The organism is Pseudomonas sp. MWU12-3088, from assembly GCF_023242405.1.
GTDB classification, from domain to species: Bacteria; Pseudomonadota; Gammaproteobacteria; order Pseudomonadales; family Pseudomonadaceae; genus Aquipseudomonas; species Aquipseudomonas kribbensis.
On the sequence record NZ_JALJEA010000009.1, the window covers coordinates 84,922 to 107,522 of the forward strand.

Here is a 22,601-nt window from a genome sequence, read left to right on the forward strand (position 1 = left end):
TATCAACTCGGAGAGTCCGCAATGCCCAGCCCACTGCGCCCGGATCAACGCCGGTTTCCCCTGCACGTGCATATCAGCGTCATGTTCACCTTTCTGCTGTTGCTCACCGGGGTCGTGCTGGGACTGTTCAACTACCGGCAGACCACACAGATCATTCTGTCGAGCAGCGAAAAACTGTTCGAGCGCATCGAGCAGGATGTGCGCGTCGATCTGCAATCGACCTATGCGCCGATCCGGCACTTGCTGAGCCTGCTCGCGGACAACCCCGGGACTCAGGCCTACGCCCTTGAACAACGCCTGACCCTGCTCAAACCGTTCAGCCAGTCACTGGCGGACAACCCTGATCTGGCCTCGTTGTATCTGGGTTACGACAACGGTGATTTCTTCATGGTGCGGCCGTTGCGCACCACCTCACTGAAAACCTTGCTCAAGGCGCCGGACGCAGCGGCCTATCAGGTCTGGAGCATCGAGCATGACGCCAATGGCGGCGTCCGGTCACAGTCGCTGTTCTTCGATCAGGCGTTGTCGGCGGTCGGTCGTCACGACAATCCGGACGATGCCTACGACCCGCGCAGCCGGGGCTGGTACATCGGCGCACAAAAACAGAACGAGCAGATCACCACCGAACCCTACGTGTTCTTTTCCACCCACAATGTCGGCACCACCCTCGCCCGGCGCAGCGGTGAGCATGCAGTGATCGCTGCCGACCTGACCCTCGACGCGCTGTCGGCGACCCTGACCAAACACGTGGTGACGCCAGCGACAGAAATCGTCCTCTTCGACGCCGAAGGCAACGCCGTAGCGTACCCTGACAGCAGCCGGCTGATCGTCGATGACCGTACCGCGCGCCTGGCCAAGGCAGCCGACCTGAGCCCGAGCCTGCATGCCCTGCTGTCTGCCGATCATCAGGGCAAACGCCTGAATGCTGACGGGCGACGCTGGATCGTCGCCCGCAGCAGCTTGCAGGAAGGTGGTCCGAAAGGTTTGCAGATGGCCTTGCTGGTGCCGGAGGACGAGTTGCTGGTCGATGCCTATCGCATGCGTTGGCAGGGTGCGCTGATCACCCTCGCCACCCTGCTGTTGTGCCTGCCACTGGGATGGTTGATCTCGCGGATTCTGGTCAAGCCGCTGCATGCACTGGTCAAGGAAGCCGACGCCATCCGCAGTTTCGATTTCAACTTTCCCGTGACCCGTCGCTCACCGGTGCTGGAGGTCGATCAGTTGAGCCTGTCGATGGCGCGGATGAAGGACACTCTGGCCAGCTTCTTTCGCATCACTGACAGTCTGACCGCCGAAACCCGGTTCTCACCACTGCTGCAACGGGTGTTGTTCGAAACGGTGCAGATTGCCCAGGCCCAGGCGGGGCTGATCTACCTGCGGGAAAGTGATGGCAACCGCATGGAACCTTACGGGCTGGTGGTCGACGACACCTCACAGACGCTGGCCGCCTTCGATATCCAGGGACACAACCTCGACGCCACCCAGGGCCCCAGATGGTTTGAGCAACTGTCGAAGGCCGACAACGTGGTGAGCAGCCTCGGCTTCGAACAGGCGGCCGACTTGCAAAAAGTACTGCTGGCCATGGAAACGCCGCGCGTACACCTGATCGGGATCCGTCTGCATAACCGGCACAACGAAACAATCGGTCTGCTGGTATTGCTGATCAGCGACAGCGGCACCCCGGCCGACCTTGAAAAACTGCGCCCCGACCGCATCGCCTTCCTGCAAGCGGTGTCCGGCGCGGCGGCGGTGAGCATCGAGAGCCAACGCCTGCAAGCACGGCAGAAACAGCTGCTGGATGCGTTCATTCAACTGCTCGCCGGCGCCATCGATGCCAAGAGTCCGTACACCGGCGGCCATTGCCAGCGCGTGCCGGAACTGACCCTGATGCTCGCCCACGCTGCGGCAGCGAGCGAAGCCCCGGCCTTCAGCGACTACCAGCCCAGTGAGGATGAATGGGAAGCCTTGCACATTGCCGCGTGGCTGCACGATTGCGGCAAGGTCACGACGCCGGAATACGTCGTCGACAAAGCCACCAAACTGGAAACCCTGAACGATCGCATCCATGAAATCCGCACCCGCTTCGAAGTGCTCAAGCGCGATGCCTGGATCAGCTACTGGCAAGCTCTGGCATCGGGCGGGGACGAACGACAACTGGCCAGCCTGCGCGACACGACGCTGGCGTCTCTGGATGACGATTTCAGTTTCGTCGCCCGCTGCAACCTGGGCAGTGAGGCCATGGCCGACACCGACCTTCAGCGTCTTGAGGGCATTGCGCAGCGCACCTGGACCCGCACGCTGGATGATCGGCTGGGCGTGTCCTGGGAGGAAAACCGGCGTCAGGCACGCACACCGGCACCGACCCTGCCGGTCAGCGAAAAGTTACTGTCCGACAAGCCCGAACACCTGATCGAACGCGCCGACAGCGAGCTGATTCCGGAGGACAACCCATGGGGGTTCAAACTCGATGTCCCGCGCTACAAATACAATCGCGGCGAGCTGTACAACCTGAGCATTCCTCGCGGCACGCTGACACGCGAGGAGCGTTACATCATCAACCACCACATGGTGCAGACGATCCTGATGCTCAGCCATCTGCCCTTCCCCGGGCATCTGAACAACGTGGCGGAAATCGCCGGCGGCCATCACGAAAAAATGGACGGCACCGGTTACCCGAAACGCTTGAAACGCGAAGAGATGAGCCTGCCGGCACGGATGATGGCGATTGCCGACATCTTCGAAGCGCTGACCGCCGCCGACCGCCCGTACAAAAAGGCCAAGACTCTCAGCGAGGCGCTGGGAATCATGGCCACCATGTGTCGCGAGGCACATATCGATGCCGAGCTGTTCGGGTTGTTCATCCGCGAAGGCGTTTACCTGCAATACGCCAGTCGGTTCCTCGAACCGCAACAGATCGATGCGGTCGATCCCGCCGGCGTGCTGCGCAAGGCCGGCCTTGCAGCGTGATCAGCAGTCGGTCAGGCGCAGGAAGATCGCCGCCAGTCGTTCGATTCCGGCCTGATCGTCTGCGCCGAAACGCGAAAGCTTCGGGCTGTCGAGGTCGAGAACGCCGATCAGGCGACCGTCCTTGACCAACGGCACCACCAGTTCGCTGTTCGACGCGCTGTCACAGGCGATGTGGCCGGGGAACGCGTGAACGTCTTCGACCCGTTGTGTCTGCAGGCTGGCCGCCGCCGCGCCACACACACCGCGACCGAACGGAATGCGTACGCAGGCGATCTGACCCTGGAACGGGCCAAGCACCAGTTCTTCATTGCGATTGAGGTAGAAGCCGGCCCAGTTCAGGTCATCGAGCTGGTTGAACAGGAACGCCGAAAACTGCGCAGCATTGGCGATGAAATCGCGCTCATCCGCCAGCAGCGACTCCAGTTGTGCGGCCAACATGCCATAGCCTTCGAGGCCCTGGCCGCTCTGTTGCAAATCAATCATGCCTTGTGCTCCAGCAATTTCAGTCCCACCCAGTAACGGGCGAATTGGTACGCGCAACGTCCGTTGCGGTTGCCACGGCCGGTTGCCCAGCGCACGGCGAGAATGTCCAGTTGTTCGTCGCGCTGCCAGGTCAGGCCGGCCTTGGCGGCCAGTTGCCCGATCCAGTGTTCGACGACATTGAGAAAATGTTCCTGTGTAAACGGATAGAACGACAGCCACAGGCCAAAGCGATCCGACAGGGCGATCTTGTCTTCCACCGCTTCGCTCGGATGCAGCTCGCCGTCGACGCGCTTCCAGTTTTCGTTGTCGCTTTCCTTTTCCGGCACCAGATGGCGACGGTTTGAGGTGGCGTACAGCAACACGTTGTCCGGCGCCTGCTCCAGCGAGCCATCCAGCACGCTCTTCAGCACGCGGTAATCGCCTTCGCCGGATTCGAACGACAGGTCATCGCAGAACAGCACGAAACGCTGCGGCAGCTTGGCGATCTGCTCCACCACACGTGGCAGGTCGGCCAGGTGATCGCGCTCGATCTCGATCAGGCGCAGGCCGGCCTTGGCGTGTTCGGCCAGCAACGCACGCACCAGCGAGGATTTACCGGTACCGCGTGACCCCCAGAGCAGCGCATGGTTGGCCGGCATGCCGTCGAGGAACTGCTGGGTATTTCGACCCAGTTGCTCCAGTTGCCGATCGACACCGATCAAGTCCGACAGACGCATGTCGAGGCTGACTTCCAGCGGCAGCAGATAGCCGCTGCGACCATCGCGCTGCCAGCGTGCAGCCAGGCAAGTGCCCCAGTCGATGACCGGGCGTGGCGCCGGCAGCAGCGGTTCGATCCGCGCCAGAACCGACTCGGCGCGCTCAAGAAAAGCATTCAATCGGGAATCCACGTCTTCTCCTCGGGCTGGTTCACAGTAATGATGGCGATACAGCGACGACCGATAGCGTTCGACACCCGGCCCGGCCCTTGTTACAAGGCGATGCGGGAACTCCGGTATCCATGCATGATCGACTATGCTTGAGCAGCGAAGGGAAACGTAAGTGGTTCAACACCCCATGGATATCAAATTCACCCACCGGCTGTCTTACAAGCAAGCCAGGCTTACCGTGCTGGTCGGGTTCATTCTGGGCACGCTGCTCAGTCTGCTGCAAATCGGCATCGATTATGCCAGTGAAGACGCCTCCATCAACCGTGAAATCCTGTCTTTGCTGGAAATCAGCCATAACCCGGCCTCGCGCATCGCCTACAACATCGATGCCGAGCTGGCCCAGGAACTCACGCTGGGCCTGTTGCGCTCGCCGGCCATCATTTCCGCGCAACTGACCGACAACAATCAGACAGTGCTGGCCAGCGTCAAACGCCCGGAACTGCAAAGCGGCTATCGGTTGATCAGCGACTTTCTGTTCGGCGCCAAACGCGAGTTCGAAGACCGGCTCTATCTCGACCACTTGCCCAACGAATCCCTCGGTACGTTAAGCCTGGAAGTGGACACCTATGCCTTCGGCAGCCGCTTCCTGCGCCGGGCCGAAATCACGCTGCTCAACGGGTTTGCCCGCAGCCTGATCCTGACCGGCATCCTGCTGGCGCTGTTCTACGTGATGCTGACCAAGCCGCTGGTGCGGGTGATCCGCGAACTCAGCGGACGCGATCCGCGCAGCGCCGAACCGACCACACTGGAATGCCCCGGCGGACACGCCAACGACGAGATCGGTGTGCTGGTGAAGGTCGCCAACCAGCAGTTCGAGAACATCGCCACGGAAATCCAGCAACGGCGCACCGCAGAAAACCGTCTCACCGACTACCTCGCCCAACTCGAAGACATCGTGTCGGCACGCACCGCTGAACTGAAAGCAATCAACGCCCGCCTCAGCCAGTCCAACGAGGAACTGGAGGTCGCCCGCAGCACGGCGCTGGACATGGCCGAGGCACGCTCGGCGTTCCTCGCCAACATGAGCCACGAGATTCGCACTCCGCTCAACGGCCTGCTGGGCATGATCGCGCTGTCCCTCGACGGCCCGCTCAATGGCGAACAACAGCAGCAACTGTCCATTGCCCATGACTCAGGCAAGGTGCTGGTGGAGTTGCTCAACGATATTCTTGATCTGTCGAAATTCGATGCCGGGCAACTGGAGCTCGAGCACATCCCCTTCGACCTCGGTTCGCTCGTTGAAGACACCGCCAACCTGCTGTCACAGAATGCGGCGCCAAGCGTCGAGCTGACGTGTCTGATCGATCCGCACTTCCCGGCGCTGGTGCTCGGCGACCCGACCCGTGTCAGGCAGATTGTCAGCAACCTGCTGTCCAACGCCCTGAAGTTCACCCGCTTCGGCCGGGTCGATGTGCGTTTGTCGACCTGGAAGGACGGCGTGCGCATCGAAGTCTGCGATACCGGCATCGGCATTGCCCAGGAAGCCCAGGTGAAGATTTTCCAGCCGTTCACCCAGGCCGGGGCCGGTATCACTCGCCAGTACGGCGGCACCGGACTGGGCCTGGCGCTGACCTACAACCTGTGCGAAGCCATGGAGGGACGCCTGACGATCAGCTCCGAAGTCGGTTTCGGCAGCCAGTTCTGTGCCGAACTGCCGCTGCCCTGCCACACCCGCGCGGTCATTCCGGCACAACTGCATGGCAGCGTGCTTGCCATCACCACAGCGGCCAGCGGACTCTCAGAACTGCTGAGCAGTCTGTTGCCGGTCTGGGGCCTGTCGTACGAGCAGCGCACGATTGAAGCGTCACTGCTCGGCCCGTCACCGGACATCATCATCACGGATTGCCCCGAATGCCTGTTCGGCCTGCGGCCGACCATGACCGCACCAATTCTGCTGGTGACCGCCTACGGCAGCTTCCTGCCGGGCGAAGAGGCCGCCGCCCTCGCCCCATTGCAACAGCAGGCTCGCCCTTTGGCGCGCAATGCGCTGTATCAGAATCTGCGCAGAACCCTGCAACCGGACATCACCACCATCGACCGCGGGCGGCTTGAAAGCGTGCCTTCACAGCGTCGCGGGCGGGTGTTGCTGGTGGAAGACAATCCGGTCAACCAACTGGTGGCCAAAGGCATGCTCAGTAAACTTGGTTGCGAAGTGGTAGTGGCGGCCCATGGCGCAGAAGCACTGGATCAACTGGAACACCATGAATTCGATCTGGTGTTGATGGACTGCAACATGCCAGTGATGGACGGTTACGAAGCGAGCCGGCAGATCCGGCAGAGCGGTCGCTGGCCGCACTTGCCGATCGTGGCGTTGACGGCCAACGCCATGTCCGAGGAGCGTGAGCGCTGCCGGGCAGCGGGCATGAGCGACTACCTGGCCAAGCCCTTCCGCCGCGAAGAACTGGCCGCACTGCTGGATCAGTGGATACCGACTACGACAGCGCTTTGATTTGCCCCAGCAGATGATCAAGCCCGGTGCGCAGCTCGTTGAGCCGATCCAGGTCCACGCCGCTGTCACACAACAGGCGATCCTTCAACGGCCCGACCTGCTCGCGCAGCGCCTGCCCCCGAGGCGTGAGACTCAAGTGAACCTCACGCTCGTCCCGCGCCGAACGCTGGCGCTGCACCAGTTGCAGTTGCTCCAGACGCTTGAGCAGCGGCGTCAGCGTCCCGGAGTCCAGCGCCAGACGCTCGCCCAGCGCCTTGACCGTCGGTTGCTCAGGCGCCGCTTCCTGCCATTCCCACAACACCAGCATCGCCAGATATTGCGGGTAGGTCAGGCCAAGCTGATCCAGCATCGGCTTGTAGGCACGAATCACCGCCCGGGACGCGGCATACAGCTTGAAGCACAACTGACTGTCGAGCTTCAGCGCATCGGTGGACAGTTCATTCATTTGAGCAGGGCTTCGATCTCGCGGCTAAGGTCCTGCGGCTTGGTGGCCGGGGCGAAGCGCTTGACCAACTGGCCGTCCTTGCCGATCAGGAATTTGGTGAAGTTCCACTTGATGCCCTGGGAACCCAGTACGCCCGGTGCGCGTTTCTTCAGTTGCACGAACAGCGGATGCGCACCGGTGCCGTTGACTTCAATCTTCTTGAACAGCGGGAAGCTGACGCCGTAATTGAGCTCACAGAATTCGCTGATCGCCCCCTCGTTGCCGGGTTCCTGCTTACCGAACTGGTTGCACGGAAAGCCCAACACTACCAACCCCTGATCCTTGTATGTCTGCCACAGCTCTTCAAGGCCCTTGTACTGCGGGGTGAAACCACACTTGCTGGCAGTGTTGACCACCAGCACCGCCTTGCCGGCGAAATCGGCCAGGGTCTTTTGCTCGCCCTTGATGGTGGTGCACGGGATGGTCAGCAGGTTATCGCTCATGGTGCGCACTCTGAAAAGTTGAGAAGCTGCAAAAATAGCGAGCAATTGAATTGTGTGCAATTTAATTATCCGAAAGGCGATCCAAAGATCGCCCGCATCGGTTATTCGCGCGGCATCAGGTCCAGGCACACCGAGTTGATGCAGTAACGCAGACCGGTCGGCGGCGGGCCGTCGGGGAATACGTGGCCGAGGTGCGCGTCGCAACGGGCGCATTTCACTTCGGTGCGGATCATGCCGTGGCTGGTGTCACGGATTTCGGTCATCGCGCTCTCGCCGATCGGCGCGTAGAAGCTGGGCCAGCCGCAACCGGAGTCGAATTTGGTCCTGGAATCGAACAGCGGCTCATTGCAGCAGACGCAGTGATAGACGCCGTCGGTCTTGGTGGCGTTGTACTTGCCAGAGAACGGTCGCTCGGTAGCACTGAGACGACACACGTTGTATTGCTCCGGGTCGAGCATCGCGCGCCATTCTTCCAGGGTCTTTTCTATCTTTTCCATCATCACACCTCAGCGGCTGAAAAAGCCCGATCTGTACCTTTTCCACGGATCGGGCGGCACGTATGATTGCGCCTCGTCACACGCCAGTCTGGCAGCGGGATCCTGCGCATTCAAACGGATTGTTGGAAACCGCCGCTCAAGACGTTTGCCTGTGTGAAGACGCAGGATTCCCAGCACGGTTGTCCATTCGCCGCCTGGATCGTTCATTTTCGGGATCACATCGCCATGCAGTTCAGCAAATCGAACAAGCTCGCCAACGTCTGCTACGACATTCGCGGCCCGGTGCTCAAGCACGCCAAACGCCTGGAAGAGGAAGGCCATCGCATCCTCAAGCTGAACATCGGCAACCCGGCGCCCTTTGGTTTCGAAGCGCCGGACGAAATCCTCCAGGATGTGATCCGCAACCTGCCGACCGCCCAGGGCTACAGCGACTCCAAAGGCCTGTTCAGCGCGCGCAAGGCCGTGATGCAGTACTACCAGCAGAAGCAGGTCGAAGGTGTCGGTATCGAAGACATCTACCTGGGCAACGGCGTGTCCGAGCTGATCGTAATGTCGCTGCAGGCGCTGCTCAACAACGGCGACGAAGTGCTGGTCCCGGCACCTGACTATCCGCTTTGGACCGCCGCCGTTAGCCTGGCCGGCGGCAACGCCGTGCACTACCTGTGCGACGAAGGCGCCGACTGGTTCCCGGACCTGGCCGACATGAAGGCCAAGATCACCCCGAACACCAAGGCCATGGTGATCATCAACCCGAATAACCCGACCGGCGCAGTGTATTCGAAGGAAGTGTTGCTGGGCATGCTGGAACTGGCCCGCCAGCACAACCTGGTGGTGTTCTCCGACGAGATCTACGACAAGATTCTTTACGACGATGCCGTGCACATCTGCACCGCTTCGCTGGCGCCGGACCTGCTGTGCCTGACCTTCAACGGTCTGTCGAAGTCGTATCGCGTGGCGGGCTTCCGTTCCGGCTGGATCGCCATTTCCGGGCCGAAACACAACGCCCACAGCTACATCGAAGGCATCGATATGCTGGCCAACATGCGCCTGTGTGCCAACGTGCCGAGCCAGCACGCGATCCAGACCGCCCTCGGCGGCTATCAGAGCATCAACGACCTGGTCCTGCCGCAAGGTCGCCTGCTGGAACAGCGCAACCGCACCTGGGAATTGCTCAACGACATTCCCGGCGTGAGCTGCGTGAAGCCGATGGGTGCCCTGTATGCATTCCCGAAGATCGACCCGAAAATCTGCCCGATTCACAACGACGAGAAATTCGTCCTCGACCTGCTGCTGTCCGAAAAACTGCTGGTGGTTCAGGGCACGGCCTTCAACTGGCCTTGGCCGGATCACTTCCGCGTCGTGACCCTGCCCCGTGTCGATGACCTGGACATGGCCATCGGGCGCATCGGCAACTTCCTCAAGTCCTACCGCCAGTAACCGGCCATCCGTGCGCAACGAGCCTTTCGTTGCGCACTGTCTGATTCAGCAACACTTCTGCTCTGCCCCTCCTCCAGCACCTTCTACACTTGCGACTCATACAAATCATGCGTGCCTGACGCAATGAGACCGGGTGGCCCGTGCCTGTCATCCATACCGGATCCGGTAGTGGGAAATCTCCCATGCCTGGCGAATCCGGTGTAGGACACAGTTTGAAATAGTCACTCGGTTGAATCACCCGGTGCCGCGCCTTATATACCCCGCAGTACGCTACATCTTTAGCTTGAGGAGATTTCTACAACCATGATGCGCATCCTGCTGTTTTTGGCCACTAACCTGGCGGTCGTGCTGATAGCCAGCATCACCCTGAGCCTGTTCGGCTTCAACGGGTTCATGGCGGCCAACGGGGTTGACCTCAACCTCAGTCAGCTGCTGGTCTTCTGTGCCGTCTTTGGTTTCGCCGGTTCGCTGTTCTCGCTGTTCATCTCCAAGTGGATGGCGAAGATGAGCACGAGCACCCAGATCATCACCCAGCCGCGCACCCGTCACGAGCAATGGCTGATGCAAACCGTCGAGCAACTGTCCCGCGAAGCCGGGATCAAGATGCCCGAAGTCGGGATTTTCCCGGCCTACGAAGCGAACGCGTTCGCCACCGGCTGGAACAAGAACGACGCGCTGGTCGCGGTGAGCCAGGGCTTGCTCGAGCGCTTCAAGGAAGACGAAGTGAGGGCCGTGCTGGCCCACGAGATCGGCCACGTGGCCAACGGTGACATGGTCACCCTGGCGCTGATCCAGGGCGTGGTGAACACCTTCGTGATGTTCTTCGCGCGGATCATCGGCAACTTCGTCGACAAGGTGATCTTCAAGAATGAAGAAGGCCAGGGTACGGCCTACTACATCGCAACCATTTTCGCCGAACTGGTGCTGGGCATTCTGGCCAGCGCGATCGTGATGTGGTTCTCGCGCAAACGCGAGTTCCGAGCCGACGATGCCGGTGCACGCCTGGCCGGTACGGGCGCGATGATCAACGCATTGCAACGCCTGCGCGCCGAACAGGGTCTGCCGGTGCACATGCCTGATACCCTGAACGCCTTTGGCATCAACGGTGGCATCAAACAGGGTCTGGCCCGTATGTTCATGAGCCACCCGCCGCTGGAAGAGCGTATCGACGCCCTGCGTCGTCGCGGCTGATCAGCCTTGCTCAAATAGAAAGGCCCGCTGATGCGGGCCTTTTTTGTGCCTGTTACTGACCGGTGAGACGGTACACCCGTTCTTCCAGCCGCGTCACTCCTGCCTGCAGGAACTTCCCGCTTTCGCTCAGCACGTCCTGTTCCTCCAGCGCCTGCACCTGCCAGCTGCCGCCGAACAGATGCCGCACCTCGGCATCTGTCACCGCAAACGGCGGCCCGGGCATCTGAGCCTGATCGTAATCCAGCGTGATCAGCAACCCACGCAGGCCAGTCGGCAGGATATTCTGCAAATGTGCCGCATAGCGCTCGCGCATCGGCGCCGGCAAGGCAATCAGCGCCGCGCGGTCATACAGCGCCGTGCAATCGGCCACATCGCTCGCGGACAAGGCGAAGAAATCCCCGCACCTCAACTCGATCGCCCCGGCCAGATAGACTTTGAAGCCACCCTCTTCGCTGATTTGTGGCTGTAGTTGCTGCTCGCGAAAGAAATCCTCGACAGCCTTCTCGGACAGCTCGACACCGAGAACCCGATACCCCTGACCGGCCAACCACAGCAGATCCAGGCTTTTCCCGCACAACGGCACCAGCACCCGCGACTGCGCCGGGATTGCCAGATCGGGCCAATGCCGCTGCAAATACGGGTTCACCTCAGGCTGATGAAAGCCAATCTGGTTCGATTCCCACTTCTTGTGCCAAAACTCCGGCTGCATGCTTCCTCCTAAGAATTCGATCAAAAAGCGTTAAAACTTATATTGGAATTAGATCAATGATCTGACTGAAGATGAGCCATCTTAACGCTCAGGAACCCTTCCATGTTTCCCAGCCTGTTTATCTCTCACGGCTCGCCCATGCTGGCGCTGGAGCCCGGCGCCAGCGGCCCGGCCCTGGCGCGACTGGCCGCCGAACTGCCACGCCCTAAAGCCATCGTCATCGTTTCCGCCCACTGGGAAAGCCATGAGCTGCTGGTCAGCAGCCATCCGCAACCGGAAACCTGGCACGACTTCGGCGGTTTCCCCCGTGCGCTGTTTGAAGTGCAATATCCCGCTCCGGGCGATCCGCAACTGGCCGGCGAGGTCGCCGACCTGCTGAGCGCCAATAACCTGCCGGCACGCCTCGACCCGCAACGCCCTTTCGACCATGGCGTTTGGGTGCCGCTGTCGCTGATGTATCCGCAAGCCGATATTCCGGTGGTTCAGGTGTCCCTGCCCAGCCGTGGCGGCCCGGCGTTGCAGACCCGTGTCGGCAAGGCGCTGGCCAGCCTGCGCGAACACGGCATTCTGTTGATCGGCTCCGGGAGCATTACCCACAATTTGCGGGAACTGGACTGGCACGCCGGCCCGGAAAGCGTCGAGCCGTGGGCCCGGGACTTCCGTGACTGGATGATCGACAGGCTGGCGGCCAATGATGAAGCCGCCCTGCACGATTACCGCCAGCAAGCGCCGAACGCCGTTCGTAGCCATCCAAGTGACGAACACCTGCTTCCGCTGTACTTCGCCCGCGGCGCCGGCAGCGAGTTCAGCATTGCGCACCTAGGGTTCACCATGGGCGCGCTGGGCATGGACATCTATCGCTTCGGCTGAAGCCCAAATCGCAGGCAAAAAAAATCCCCGAACCAGTCGGGGATTTTTTATGTTCGATCAATCAGCCCAAAGGCAGATCAATCTTCGCGGTAGCGACGCAGCTTCAACTGCTTGCCGGCAACGCGAGTGTCCTTCAGCTTGGTCAGGAGCTTGTCCAGACCATCTTCCGGCAGCTCGACGAGGCTGAAGCTGTCACGCACCTGGATACGACCGATGGCTTCACGTGCCAGACCACCTTCGTTGAGGATGGCGCCCAGCAGGTTTTTCGCCGCGATACCGTCACGCGCGCCCAGCGCGGTACGGCAACGGGCACGGCCTTCGCCCAGCGGCATCGGAGCACGACGCTCGCGGTCACCACGGTCCGGACGATCACCGGAACGCTCAGGACGGTCGCCACGTGGAGCGCTGTTCGGCACCAGTGGACGTTCCTTCTCGATCGCGGCCAGGTTCAGCGCCTGACCATTGGTGGCCTTGCGCAGCAGAGCGGCAGCCAGGGCACGCGGGGTGCAACCGATGTCGGCGGTCAGGCGATCCAGCAGATCACCGTGAGTCGATTCGGCGTCAGCCACCAGCGGCGACAGGCTGTTGGTCAGTTTCTTGATGCGGGCATCGAGAACGGCCTGGGCGTCCGGCAGACGTACTTCGGCAACTTTCTGACCGGTTACACGCTCGATAACCTGCAGCATGCGGCGCTCACGTGGAGTCACCAGCAGCAGCGCGCGGCCTTCGCGACCGGCACGGCCGGTACGGCCGATACGGTGCACGTAGGATTCCGGATCGTACGGCATGTCCACGTTGAATACGTGGGTGATGCGCGGTACGTCCAGACCACGGGCGGCAACGTCGGTCGCCACAACGATGTCCAGACGGCCATCTTTCAGCGAGTCGATGACGCGCTCACGCTGGTTCTGGGCGATGTCGCCGTTCAACGCGGCGGCTTTGTAGCCTTTGGCGTCGAGGGCACTGGCCAGATCCAGGGTCGCTTGCTTGGTGCGCACGAACATGATCAGAGCGTCGAAGTCTTCCACTTCCAGCAAGCTGAGAACGGCAGAAGTCTTCTGGTCAGCGTGAACCAACAGGTGAGCCTGTTCGATCGCGGTAACGGTCTGGGTCTTGCTCTGGATCTTCACGTGCTTTGGATCGCGCAGGTGACGCTCGGCGATGGCACGGATCGATTGCGGCAGGGTCGCCGAGAACAATACAGTCTGACGGGTTTCCGGCATGGCCTTGAAGATGACTTCGAGGTCGTCCATGAAGCCCAGTTTGAGCATTTCGTCTGCTTCGTCGAGAACCAGGTGGTTCACGGTCTGCAGCACTTTTTCGTCGCGACGCAGGTGGTCGCACAGACGGCCCGGAGTGGCGACAACGATCTGTGCGCCATTACGGATTGCTTTCAATTGTGGGCCCATCGGCGCGCCGCCGTAGACAGCCACAACAGTTACGCCCGGCATTTGCTTGGCGTAGGTTTCGAAAGCGGTTGCAACTTGTAGCGCCAACTCACGAGTTGGGGCCAGGATCAGAGCTTGCGGCTCGCGCTTGGACGGATCAATGCGGTGCAGGATAGGCAGGGCAAAGGCAGCGGTTTTACCGGTACCGGTTTGCGCCTGACCAATCATATCGTGACCGGCGAGGATGATCGGGATCGACTGCTGCTGAATGGCCGAAGGCTCTTCATAGCCGGTAGCGACTACTGCAGCGACAATATTGGGATGAAGTTCAAGAGCGGCGAAGCCGCCGATTTCCTGGGTCATGGGTCTGCCTCTAAGTGCATCCGCAAAGACCCATGCTCCAAAGCTGCACATGCCGTGTTGAGACTCAAGAGTCGCCCTGGCAGCTTTGTCGGCGGGGATTTGCGAAAACGAATGAATGAAAAAGAATCGTCAAGGAAGAGCCCGCAGTGCGGACGTGCAGCCGAAGCTGACTTCGGGGAATTGCGCTACCTAAACGCGGCCCGGTTAAAGGCCGGCGCGCACTATACCGGAATTTGCCCAAAAAGGGAGCTTTTTTTATCGGTGAAATACAGTTGTCACCGCTGTGTAACGGGGTTTTGCGGATAATCGGGCAAAGGTCTATTTTTCAAAGACCCCGGCCCTGCGGGCGATGGCGCTTAAACGATTCACCGATGTGCGGCATCTGGTCGCTGCACCCTTTCTTCCCGTCCGAGGAAACACCCATGAATCAGCCCTGCCCCGGCCGCGTCAGCCGTGCGCGCCACGGTCACGTCCATTTGATTGGTCTGGACCGAGCAACCAAGCGCAATGCTTTCGATCTAGATCTGCTCAACGACCTGGCCCTGGCCTACGGCGAATTCGAGGCCGACAGCGACGCGCGAGTGGCGGTGGTGTTCGGCCATGGTGAGCATTTCACCGCCGGACTTGATCTGGTCAACGCCAGTTCCGCACTCGCCCAGGGCTGGCAGGTGCCGACCGGCGGCTGCGATCCCTGGGGCGTCTTCGTCGGACCGCGGGTCAGCAAACCGGTGATTGTCGCCGCGCAAGGCTATTGCCTGACCATCGGCATCGAGCTGATGCTCGCCGCCGACATCAACCTGTGCGCCAGCAACACTCGGTTCGCCCAGATGGAAGTGCAGCGCGGGATCTTTCCGTTCGGCGGTGCAACGCTGCGCTTTCATCAAATCGCCGGCTGGGGCAATGCCATGCGCTGGCTGCTGACCGGCGACGAGTTCGATGCCCATGAGGCATTACGCCTTGGGCTGGTGCAGGAGGTCATGGCCAGCGAAGACTTGCTGCCGCGCGCCATCGAACTGGCGGAACGGATTGCCCGACAGGCGCCATTGGGTGTGCAGGCGACGCTGATGTCGGCGCGTCAGGCGCGCTATGAAGGCGAGACCGCAGCGGCGCAGAGCTTGCCGCCGCTGGTGAAGAAATTGCTGGCAACCGAGGATGCCAAGGAAGGTGTTCGGTCACTGGTGGAGCGCAGACCTGGCGACTTCAAAGGCTTTTAAAACTCAAGTCGCCGGACGGATGCAATTGATCAACGACTGCAACGAATAACCCAGCTTCGGCGCCAGCGCTTCAGCTCGCGCGGTGAGTGCCTGCATGTCCAGCACCTGATCGAGATCCGCCGGCACGATCAGAATCACGTTGCCCTCCTTCACCGGCAGTTCCCAGTAATGCCGGTGATAGAGCCCGCGCAACAGCGCCGCCCCCAATGGCTTGCCGTCATCGGTGGCCCACTGGTTGATCACCAGCCAGCCACCGGGATTCAGACGTTTCTGACAGTCGCCAAGGAAATTCCACGCAAGGTGCGCGGCACCCGGGCCGACATCGGTGTAAAGGTCGACGAAGATCAGATCCGCCGGTTCGGCCGTCGGCAGCAGTTCGATTGCATCGCCAACGCGAATGTACAGCCGTGGATCGTCATCCAGCCCGAGATATTCAATGGCCAGACGCGGCACATCGGGGCGCAGCTCGATGGCTTCGACATCTTCCAGTGGCAGGAACTTGAGACAGGCCTGGGTCAGCGTACCGGCGCCCAACCCGAGAAACAACGCGCTCTCCGGTTGCTCATGGCACAGCGCGCCAATCAGCATCGCCCGGGTGTAGTCGTACTCCAGCCAGCTCGGGTCGGCGGTAAACACGCAGCTTTGCTCGATGGCATCGCCGAACTCCAGAAAGCGGTAGTCGGCCACTTCCAGCACGCGAATCACGCCGAACTCATCCTGTACCTCGGCGAGCAACAGCTCGACGCGCTCCTCAGTCATTTCGTCTCCTGGTGGTCACCGGGCGCGGTGACGCGATGGCACCGCTATGGTGCCGTGGCAAAGCGGCGATTGTCGGCGATGCGGCGGGAGCAGGTCACGCACTAATTGCTGCTAACATGGCCGTCCGTGCGTAGAACCTTAGAGACCGTGATGAGCCAACCCTGGAGCCCTGACAGCTGGCGCGCCTTGCCGATCCAGCAACAACCCCGATACCCCGACGCCGCGCACCTGCGCCAGGTCGAGCAGACGCTGGCCAGTTATCCGCCGCTGGTGTTTGCCGGCGAAGCGCGGGAGCTGCGTCGTCAGTTTGCCGAAGTCACCCAGGGCCGGGCGTTTCTGCTGCAAGGCGGCGACTGCGCGGAAAGCTTCGCCGAGTTCTCCGCCGCGAAGATCCGCGACACCTTTAAAGTGTTGCTGCAAATGGCGATCGTCATGACCTTCGCCGCCGGCTGCCCGGTGGTCAAGGTCGGGCGCATGGCCGGCCAGTTCGCCAAGCCGCGCTCGGCCAACGACGAGACCATCGACGGCGTGACCCTGCCGGCTTACCGGGGCGACATCGTCAACGGCATCGGTTTCGACTCGGCCAGCCGCGTACCGGATCCGGAGCGTCTGCTGCAGTCCTATCACCAGTCCACCGCCACCCTCAACCTGCTGCGCGCCTTCGCCCAGGGCGGTTTTGCCGACCTGCATCAAGTGCACAAGTGGAACCTCGATTTCATCGCCAACTCGGCGCTGGCCGAAAAGTACAGCCACCTCGCCGACCGCATCGATGAAACACTGGCTTTCATGCGCGCCTGCGGCATGGACAGCTCGCCGCAGCTGCGCGAGACCAGTTTCTTCACGGCCCACGAAGCGCTGCTGCTGAACTACGAAGAAGCCTTCGTGCGCCGCGACAGCCTGACCAACGATTACTACGATTGCTCGGCGCACATGCTGTGGATCGGCGACCGCACCCGCCAGCTCGACGGCGCCCACGTCGAATTCCTGCGTGGCGTGAACAACCCGATCGGGGTGAAAGTCGGCCCGAGCATGAACCCCGATGATCTGATCCGACTGATCGACGTGCTCAACCCGGACAACGATCCGGGCCGCCTCAACCTGATCGCACGGATGGGCGCGAACAAGGTCGGCGATCACCTGCCGGCGCTGATCCGCGCAGTGCAGCGTGAAGGCAAGCAGGTGCTGTGGAGTTCCGACCCGATGCACGGCAACACCATCAAGGCCAGCAGCGGCTACAAGACCCGCGATTTCGCGCAGATCCTTGGCGAAGTGAAGCAGTTCTTCCAGGTCCACGAAGCGGAAGGCAGCTACGCCGGTGGCATCCACATCGAGATGACCGGGCAGAACGTCACCGAATGCATCGGTGGCGCGCGGCCGATCACCGAAGATGGCTTGTCGGATCGCTATCACACCCACTGCGACCCACGGATGAACGCCGATCAGTCGCTGGAACTGGCGTTTCTGATTGCCGAGACGCTGAAGCAAGTTCGCCGTTAAACCGCATCGCCCCTATCGCTAGCAGGCTAGCTCCCACTTGATTTTGTGTACGACACAGATTCAATGTGGGAGCCAGCTTGCTGGCGATGAGGCCAGTTCAATCACCGCCGATCTGAACCATAGCCATCCGGAGCCGACCCGCACTTTCGCGCTGGCAATTGAGCTGCACCTGCCCAAGCCCCAGCCAATCCGCCATCTGCCGCAGGTTCAGCGCCAAGGCCAGCATCCCCGCCTCGTCCAGTCCCGTTTCTTCCTCGTGCACCGCATGCACTGCGAGGCGCCCCGCCGCCCGCTCGGCGCGCAGATCGACCCGCGCAGCAATCCGTTCGTTGTGCAGGAACGGCAGCACGTAATAGCCGTAAACACGTTTGTCCTGCGGCGTATAAATCTCCAGCCGATAGCGGAAATCGAACAGCCGCTCGGTCCGGCTGCGCTCCCAGATCAGTGAATCGAACGGCGACAGCAATGCACTGGCCTCGACCTTGCGCGGGATTTTCGGCTCGGGCAGGCAATAGGCGATCTGGCGCCAACCGGCGACTTCACAGGTCAGCAGTTGCCCGTCCTCGACCAATTCGGCCAGACGCGGGCGGGCATCAGCAGGGTTCAGGCGGAAATAATCGCGCAGGTCTTTTTCCGTGCCTACGCCCAACGCCTCAGCCGCATGCAACAGCAAACCGCGCTGCGCCTCGGCCTCATCGGGCAATGGTTGTTGCAGCACGGAGGTTGGGATCACTCGCTCCGGCAGGTCATAAAGCCTTTCAAAGCCGCGCCGCCCGGCGACGGTCACTTCGCCAGCGGCAAACAGCCACTCCAGCGCATGTTTTTCCGCGCTCCAGTCCCACCAGGGGCCGGCCTTTTCCTCGCGGGTCGACAGACTGCCGGCGCCCAGTGCGCCCTGCTCCTCGACCGACGCCAATACCCGGCGAATGGTGTCCTGTTGCTCACGGCCGAAACGTGCCAGTTGCTGATAGATATCCTCACCGCGCCTGGCCCGCTGCATCCGCCAGCCCATCAACGGGTACATCGACAGCGGCAGCAACGACGCTTCATGGCCCCAGTATTCGAACAGCGAACGGCGTCGCCCCGAACTCCAGGCAGCCTGGTCGAGCAAGTCAGCAGAATAGGAACCGAGACGGGAAAACAGCGGCAGGTAGTGCGAGCGCACCACGGCATTGACGGAGTCGATCTGCAACAGGCCGAGGCGTTCGATCAGCCGGTTGACGTGCAGGGCTTTGACAGCCGGCGGCTGGCGCCCGTGAAACCCTTGGGCAGCCAGTGCCAGACGTCGAGCCTGTTTAAGGGAAAAGGACAAAGTCGCGGGCATGTGTACCTCCATGTCTGCTCGCAACCTACCTCACTACAAAGTGGTTTGTGTAGCGATGGCCTCATCATTTATGCATCGGATCGTCCCAGAACGGCCGAATCGCTTCATGTTCGACATCGGCACGGCTGACCCCGATGTCCTTCAAAGCCTCGTCGCTCAGACTGGCGAGCAGTTCGCGTTCACGGTGAAGTTCGTACCAGCGGCTAAACTTGTGCAGCAAATCGGAAATCAGATGGACCGGCACTCTTTCATCGCTCACATACAGTTTTTGACCTTTCATCGTGTTGCCTCCTTTTTGGGATGGCTCAAGTCTCGCGCCGGGGCTACGATCAATCCAACGAATGTTTCTGATGGCATGCATCACGGAGATTCATCAATTGTCGGCGTACCCCAGTATCGATACCGATGTGCTGCGCACCTTTGTCGCGATTGCCGATCAGGGCGGTTTCACCCGCGCGGGCGAAATGGTCAACCGCACCCAATCGGCGGTGAGCATGCAGATGAAGCGTCTGGAAGAGGACGTGTTGCAGCGCCAGTTGTTCGAGCGTGACGGGCGTCAGGTGCGCCTGACCGCTGAAGGCCAGGTGTTGCTCGGCTACGCGCGGCGCATCCTGAAATTGCACAGCGAAGTGTTCAACACCCTGCGTGAACCGCACATGGTCGGCACGGTGCGGATCGGCACGCCGGACGATTACGTAATGCGGTTTCTGCCGGGGATCCTGTCGCGCTTCGCTCAGTTCTATCCGTTGATCCAGATTGAAGTGCACTGCGAGTCGACCCGACAGTTGCTGCAACGCACGGACCTGGATCTGTCGATCGTCACCCGCGAGCCAGGCAACGAGATTGGCCAACTGCTGCGCAAGGAGCGCTTCGTCTGGGCCGAGGCGCAGAACTTCAGCGCCCACGAGCAGACGCCGTTGCCGCTGGCGATGTTCAACAGTGATTGCTTCTGCCGCCTGTGGGCCTGCAATGCGCTGGACGCCATGGGCCGCGAGTACCGGATTGCCTACAACAGCACCAGCCTGTCAGCGCTGATGGCGGTGGTGAGCGCGGGTCTGGCGATCACCGCGCAACTGGAAAGCCTGATCACCCCGGACCTGCGGATTCTCGGGGCTGCCGAGGATCTGCCGCTGTTGCCCGAGGCCAGCATCATGCTGATCCGCAACCTGAACAATCCGTCGCCGATCACCGAATGCCTGGCCGAACACATCGTCGAAGGCTTCAAACTTTAAAGGCGAGCATCACCGCGCACAGCACCAGGAAGCCGCAGAACAGTCCGCGCAGGAGCTTTTCCGGCATTGCGTGGGCCACTTTCACGCCCCAACTGATGCTGGCCAGACCGCCGAGGGCCAGCGGCAGGCCGATCATCCAGTCCACTTCGTGGTGCACCGCGTAGGTCACCAGCGTGACACCGGTGCTCGGCAATGCCAGCGCCAGCGACAAACCTTGAGCGACCACCTGAGTGGTGCCGAACAGGCTGGTCAGCACCGGTGTCGCCACCACTGCCCCGCCGACACCGAACAAACCGCCCATGGTGCCGGACGCCGCGCCGAGCACGCCCAGCCACGGCCATGAATAACGCATCTCTGACGTCGCAGCCGGACGCGCGCCGAACATGCGCACCAGGTTGTAGGCCGACAACGCCACAAGGAACGCGACAAAACCGATGCGCATGGTTTGCGCGTCAATGCCCACGGCCCAGATCGAGCCGATCCACGCAAAACAGAATCCCATCACCGCTAGCGGCAAAGCGTGCCGGAGTTCGATGCGGTTGCGCTGGTGATAACGCCACAGCGCCAGCATCACGTTCGGCACCACCATCACCAGCGCCGTGCCTTGGGCGATCTGTTGATCGAGGCCGAACCACACGCCCAGCAGCGGAATGGCAATCAAGCCGCCACCGATGCCGAATATCCCACCCAGGGTGCCAAGGGCGGCGCCAAACAACAGGTACAGCAAAAACTCGATCACAGCAGAATTCCTCATACGTCAGGCGACCCATCCTACGCAGTCACCGCTGGCACGGAAACGCACAGCAACGCACAATGGCTTTGCCAAATTCGCATAAGCACTGAGCCGATTCATGAACCCCAATCAATTGACCGAACAACTCGGACTGTTCCTCGACGTGCTGGAGAGCGGCAGTTTTTCCGCCGCCTCACGTCGACATCCGCTCACGCCTTCGGCTGTTGCCCGACGCATCGACAGCCTGGAAAGCGCCGTCGGCAGTCAGTTGTTCATTCGCAGCACTCACGCAGTCCGCGCCACACCGGCCGGCCTGGCGTTTGCCGAACGGGCCCGGCGAATCGTTGCCGAACTGCAATTGGCCCGCGCCGAAGCGGTGTCACTGAGCAGCGCGCCGGAAGGCTTGATTCGGGTGGATGCGCCGGCAGCGTTCGGGCGACGACATCTGGCGCCGGTGATTGCCGATTTTCTGGTGCTGTATCCGGGCCTGGACGTACAACTGCATCTGATCGACAGCTTCGTCGACATGGATGGCTCGAACCTGGGCAAGGTCGATCTGGTGTTGCGCGCCGGACAGATGGCCGACACTCGGCTGGTCGCCACACCGCTGGCGAGCATGGTGCGCATCGCCTGCGCCAGCCCCGACTACCTCAAGCGTCGGGGCGTGCCGAGCGAGCCGGCGCAATTGGGCGAACATGACGGCCTCGATTGGGATGGCCTTGCCCCGCCCTTCGCCTGGCGATTCGAACACGACGGGCAAATGCAACTGCACCGTCCGGCAAGAATCCGCATGAGCGCCAACAACGCCGAGGCCTTGGTCTGCGGCGCGCTCGCGGGACTCGGGATCGCGCATCTGCCGACCTGGCTGGCCAGCGAATACCTGTTGCGTGGCGAGTTGCTGCCGCTGTTCTGTGAAAACGGCCTGCCGAAACCGGAGAGCACCGGCATCTACGCGCTGCGGCTGGAACAACAGGCCAGCTCCCGCAGCCGCCTGCTGCTGGAATACCTCAAGACCCGTTTCAGCCCCGTGCCACCGTGGGATCTGGCACTGCAACGAGAACTTGGCCGGCACTGACCCATTCGCCATCGGGCACAATTGTCTGGCGCATTAAACAATCGAGCGCTAGATTCATCTGCATCACCGTTCAAGGCACCGACATGACCACCGACCGCAACACCACCGACCACTGCGAAGAACTGCTGCTCGACAATCAGGCCTGCTTCGCCCTGCATTCCACCTCGCTGATGATGACCAAGGTCTATAAGCCCTTGCTGCAAGCGCTTGGCCTGACCTATCCGCAGTATCTGGCGATGATGGTGCTGTGGGAGAAGGATGGTTTGACCGTCGGAGAAATCAGCACGCGCCTGCTGACCGATCCGGGTTCGCTGACCCCGCTGCTCAAGCGTCTGGAAGGTGAAGGACTGCTCAGCCGAACCCGCAGCCGAGAGGATGAACGGGTGGTGATCGTTGAACTGACTGCACAGGGCCGCGCGTTGAAAGACAAGGCCCGAACCGTTCCGCAATGCATTCTGGGGGCCAGTGGCTTCACGCTGGAACGACTGCAAAACCTGCAAGCCGAATTGCAGGCCTTGCGTGGTCATCTGCAGGACAGCCTGACCTAAGCCTCCTCCTCT

The 22,601-nt window shown here is 61.3% G+C and carries 21 protein-coding genes; 10 read left to right on the top strand and 11 right to left on the bottom strand.

The window, feature by feature from the left end; genetic code table 11:
- The first annotated feature begins 21 nt into the window (after positions 1–21).
- Positions 22–2,967, top strand: coding sequence for an HD domain-containing phosphohydrolase (locus M5B98_RS20615; protein WP_248743806.1), 2,946 nt, complete (start codon positions 22–24; stop codon positions 2,965–2,967).
- On the opposite strand, the gene M5B98_RS20620 is transcribed toward M5B98_RS20615, so the two are convergent.
- Entirely contained in the window at positions 2,968–3,450 is a 483-nt protein-coding gene (locus M5B98_RS20620; protein ID WP_085710746.1) for a GAF domain-containing protein, read from the bottom strand.
- Positions 3,447–4,337 carry an ATP-binding protein gene (locus tag M5B98_RS20625; protein WP_085710747.1) on the bottom strand — a complete coding sequence of 297 codons (891 nt, stop codon included), beginning with the start codon at positions 4,335–4,337 and terminating at the stop codon, positions 3,447–3,449. The genes M5B98_RS20620 and M5B98_RS20625 overlap by 4 nt, the downstream gene beginning before the upstream one ends.
- 166 nt (positions 4,338–4,503) lie before the next feature.
- On the opposite strand from M5B98_RS20625, the gene M5B98_RS20630 reads away from it, so the two are divergent.
- A complete protein-coding gene (locus tag M5B98_RS20630) occupies positions 4,504–6,825 on the top strand; it encodes a response regulator (RefSeq protein ID WP_248743807.1) in 2,322 nt (773 codons plus the stop codon).
- Here M5B98_RS20630 and M5B98_RS20635 read toward each other — a convergent pair.
- The 3 genes from M5B98_RS20635 to msrB all read right to left on the bottom strand — a co-directional run bounded on the left by M5B98_RS20635 (position 6,809) and on the right by msrB (position 8,249).
- A complete protein-coding gene (locus tag M5B98_RS20635) occupies positions 6,809–7,270 on the bottom strand; it encodes a MarR family winged helix-turn-helix transcriptional regulator (RefSeq protein WP_248743808.1) in 462 nt (153 codons plus the stop codon). The two genes, M5B98_RS20630 and M5B98_RS20635, sit on opposite strands and share 17 nt — an antisense overlap.
- Entirely contained in the window at positions 7,267–7,752 is a 486-nt protein-coding gene (locus M5B98_RS20640) for a glutathione peroxidase (RefSeq protein WP_085710750.1), read from the bottom strand. The genes M5B98_RS20635 and M5B98_RS20640 overlap by 4 nt, the downstream gene beginning before the upstream one ends.
- A gap of 101 nt (positions 7,753–7,853) precedes the next feature.
- Entirely contained in the window at positions 7,854–8,249 is a 396-nt protein-coding gene (gene msrB / locus M5B98_RS20645) for a peptide-methionine (R)-S-oxide reductase MsrB (RefSeq protein WP_248743809.1), read from the bottom strand.
- 225 nt (positions 8,250–8,474) lie between these two features.
- Between msrB and M5B98_RS20650 the strand changes: the two genes are divergently transcribed.
- On the top strand, positions 8,475–9,686 hold the full coding sequence (locus M5B98_RS20650; protein ID WP_085710751.1) for a pyridoxal phosphate-dependent aminotransferase: 1,212 nt from the start codon (positions 8,475–8,477) through the stop codon (positions 9,684–9,686).
- 303 nt (positions 9,687–9,989) lie between these two features.
- On the top strand, positions 9,990–10,877 hold the full coding sequence (htpX, locus tag M5B98_RS20655; RefSeq protein WP_085710752.1) for a protease HtpX: 888 nt from the start codon (positions 9,990–9,992) through the stop codon (positions 10,875–10,877).
- Between the two features lie 52 nt (positions 10,878–10,929).
- Here the strand turns inward: htpX and M5B98_RS20660 are convergent, their stop codons facing one another.
- Positions 10,930–11,586 (bottom strand): thiopurine S-methyltransferase, encoded by a 657-nt coding sequence (locus M5B98_RS20660; protein ID WP_248743810.1) that lies wholly within the window; start codon positions 11,584–11,586, stop codon positions 10,930–10,932.
- Between the two features lie 102 nt (positions 11,587–11,688).
- On the opposite strand from M5B98_RS20660, the gene M5B98_RS20665 reads away from it, so the two are divergent.
- On the top strand, positions 11,689–12,456 hold the full coding sequence (locus M5B98_RS20665; RefSeq protein WP_248743811.1) for a DODA-type extradiol aromatic ring-opening family dioxygenase: 768 nt from the start codon (positions 11,689–11,691) through the stop codon (positions 12,454–12,456).
- Between the two features lie 77 nt (positions 12,457–12,533).
- On the opposite strand, the gene M5B98_RS20670 is transcribed toward M5B98_RS20665, so the two are convergent.
- Entirely contained in the window at positions 12,534–14,207 is a 1,674-nt protein-coding gene (locus M5B98_RS20670) for a DEAD/DEAH box helicase (RefSeq protein WP_007955707.1), read from the bottom strand.
- Positions 14,208–14,629: 422 nt separating this feature from the next.
- On the opposite strand from M5B98_RS20670, the gene M5B98_RS20675 reads away from it, so the two are divergent.
- Complete coding sequence (locus tag M5B98_RS20675) at positions 14,630–15,421, top strand: crotonase/enoyl-CoA hydratase family protein (protein WP_248743812.1); 792 nt, start codon at positions 14,630–14,632, stop codon at positions 15,419–15,421.
- Positions 15,422–15,424: 3 nt separating this feature from the next.
- On the opposite strand, the gene M5B98_RS20680 is transcribed toward M5B98_RS20675, so the two are convergent.
- A complete protein-coding gene (locus tag M5B98_RS20680; RefSeq protein ID WP_085710756.1) occupies positions 15,425–16,180 on the bottom strand; it encodes a spermidine synthase in 756 nt (251 codons plus the stop codon).
- Between the two features lie 150 nt (positions 16,181–16,330).
- Between M5B98_RS20680 and M5B98_RS20685 the strand changes: the two genes are divergently transcribed.
- Positions 16,331–17,677: a class II 3-deoxy-7-phosphoheptulonate synthase gene (locus M5B98_RS20685; protein ID WP_114884552.1), complete on the top strand. Its 1,347-nt coding sequence runs from the start codon at positions 16,331–16,333 to the stop codon at positions 17,675–17,677.
- 97 nt (positions 17,678–17,774) lie between these two features.
- Here the strand turns inward: M5B98_RS20685 and M5B98_RS20690 are convergent, their stop codons facing one another.
- On the bottom strand, positions 17,775–19,001 hold the full coding sequence (locus M5B98_RS20690; RefSeq protein ID WP_248743813.1) for a winged helix-turn-helix domain-containing protein: 1,227 nt from the start codon (positions 18,999–19,001) through the stop codon (positions 17,775–17,777).
- A 64-nt stretch (positions 19,002–19,065) separates the two neighbouring features.
- Positions 19,066–19,281, bottom strand: a complete 216-nt coding sequence (locus M5B98_RS20695) for a DUF1127 domain-containing protein (RefSeq protein WP_085607148.1) — start codon at positions 19,279–19,281, stop codon at positions 19,066–19,068.
- Positions 19,282–19,378: 97 nt separating this feature from the next.
- Here M5B98_RS20695 and M5B98_RS20700 point away from each other — a divergent pair, with 97 nt between their 5' ends.
- A complete protein-coding gene (locus M5B98_RS20700; RefSeq protein WP_170931623.1) occupies positions 19,379–20,233 on the top strand; it encodes a LysR substrate-binding domain-containing protein in 855 nt (284 codons plus the stop codon).
- Here the strand turns inward: M5B98_RS20700 and M5B98_RS20705 are convergent.
- Positions 20,223–20,972 (bottom strand): sulfite exporter TauE/SafE family protein, encoded by a 750-nt coding sequence (locus tag M5B98_RS20705; protein ID WP_167443783.1) that lies wholly within the window; start codon positions 20,970–20,972, stop codon positions 20,223–20,225. The genes M5B98_RS20700 and M5B98_RS20705 overlap by 11 nt on opposite strands.
- A 112-nt stretch (positions 20,973–21,084) precedes the next feature.
- Here M5B98_RS20705 and M5B98_RS20710 point away from each other — a divergent pair, with 112 nt between their 5' ends.
- A complete protein-coding gene (locus tag M5B98_RS20710; protein ID WP_085710761.1) occupies positions 21,085–22,041 on the top strand; it encodes a LysR family transcriptional regulator in 957 nt (318 codons plus the stop codon).
- Between the two features lie 83 nt (positions 22,042–22,124).
- A complete protein-coding gene (locus tag M5B98_RS20715; protein ID WP_248743814.1) occupies positions 22,125–22,589 on the top strand; it encodes a MarR family winged helix-turn-helix transcriptional regulator in 465 nt (154 codons plus the stop codon).
- Positions 22,590–22,601 lie beyond the last annotated feature (12 nt).